The sequence below is a fragment of the Rhodococcus sp. MH15 genome (assembly GCF_019266045.1).
GTDB lineage: Bacteria > Actinomycetota > Actinomycetes > Mycobacteriales > Mycobacteriaceae > Rhodococcus_F > Rhodococcus_F qingshengii.
Window position 1 is genome coordinate 1 of sequence record NZ_LPNP01000067.1, and the last position, 1,394, is coordinate 1,394.

2 pseudogenes are annotated in these 1,394 nt (G+C 62.1%); one reads left to right on the plus strand and one right to left on the minus strand.

The features are described 5' to 3' along the window. Positions 1-192 (plus strand): annotated as a pseudogene (locus ATN37_RS17140) (hypothetical protein); the annotation flags it as partial. 767 nt (positions 193-959) lie between these two features. Here ATN37_RS17140 and ATN37_RS17145 read toward each other — a convergent pair. Next, a pseudogene (locus ATN37_RS17145) lies at positions 960-1,394 on the minus strand (S1 family peptidase); the annotation flags it as partial.

Consider the following 1,394-nt stretch of genomic DNA (forward strand, 5'->3'; position numbering starts at 1 on the left):
GCCAGATACACGGGATTGTCAGCGGGGAGGGGGCGTGTGACAGGCGTTCGACTCGACATCGCGGCCGCCGGCAAAGGATTCCAACAACGCACCGGAACCCTGGAGATCCGGGACGAGAGCGGACAACTCCGCTGGGCCACCGTCGACGACACCCTCGCCGCCGGGGTACCGCCATTGAGGGCAGCGCAGTGATCAACACCGACCACTGGACCGAACGCTGGCCCGATCACCCCGTGATCAGGACATTCGACGAGCCGAAGGCAGTGAAAGTCGACATCTTGTAGACCGGGTTTGAGCGTGTCCAATGTCCAGTGTCGATGTGATTCGGCGGACCTGTTGGTGTCGACCACTCTCGTAACTACGCCGCCGTCGCCTCAGGGTCGACACACCGGGGTCGAGGTGGGCGTGTTCGAAAAGGTGACAGTGGTGCGGGTGTTGTTTCAGCGGACGACGTTGAAGGCGTTCTTCTGTATGCCGTCTGCTGCATTTGGATAGTCGGTACGCGGACGTCGGGGTGACGGTGATGGCGAGACAGTATTTGGGGTCAGAAGTTCGATCCGAAGCNGATCCGAAGCCGCGTTGATAGCTGTTTCCACCGGTAGGTGGATTGAATGTCCCTTCGAACCTTCCGTTCGGCCACTTCCGGGGTCTAGCCTGACCTGACAGGGTCGGACGATCGGGAGCCCCCTTCAGGGACGTTAGTGATTCAAGTGGCTGGATGCGGGGACTCCTATTGCAGTGGGAGTGTCGGCGCCCGATCTGGGCCGTGATCCCGTGCGACCTCGGCGGACACTGCCCCTGATTGGAGGTGAGTCAAATGGGAGCAACGGCTTGGGCTTTTTGGGGACCGTACGCGCCGCTCGTCTACATTCTTTCGTTACTCGGCGTGCCGGTCGACTGACTCCAGAGCGACAGCGGGCCAGCAGTCGACTTGATCGCTGGCCCGCTGTCGCATGTGTTCAGTTGTTGACCGGGCTGAAGCCCTTACCCTCAGGGAGGGGGCTACCCGGGGAGTTGATCTCGTTGAGCACCGCCGAGAACTTCACGTACTCGAACGACGTTCCGCTGGCAGCAATGCCGCGCACATAGCCGCTGATCTTGGTCGTACCCGCGGCGAACAAAGGACCACCCGAATCGCCGCCAGTCGATAATCCAGCGGTGAAGATCCGCGTGGGGCTGTCGCCGACGACGATCCCGCAAGTGATGCCCGAGCCGATCCCGTCCTTGCACATGTTGGTGAACAGGCCGGGGTTGGCCACGCCGATGCCGTCGATCCGCGCGCCCGGACCGTTCGACCGGAGGTCGGCATCTGCGTTCAGCTTGATCACGACGTAGTCGGTGCCGAACGAGTTCGGGTTGACCTGGTCGACGGGCACCGGGTATCCGGTTCCGTT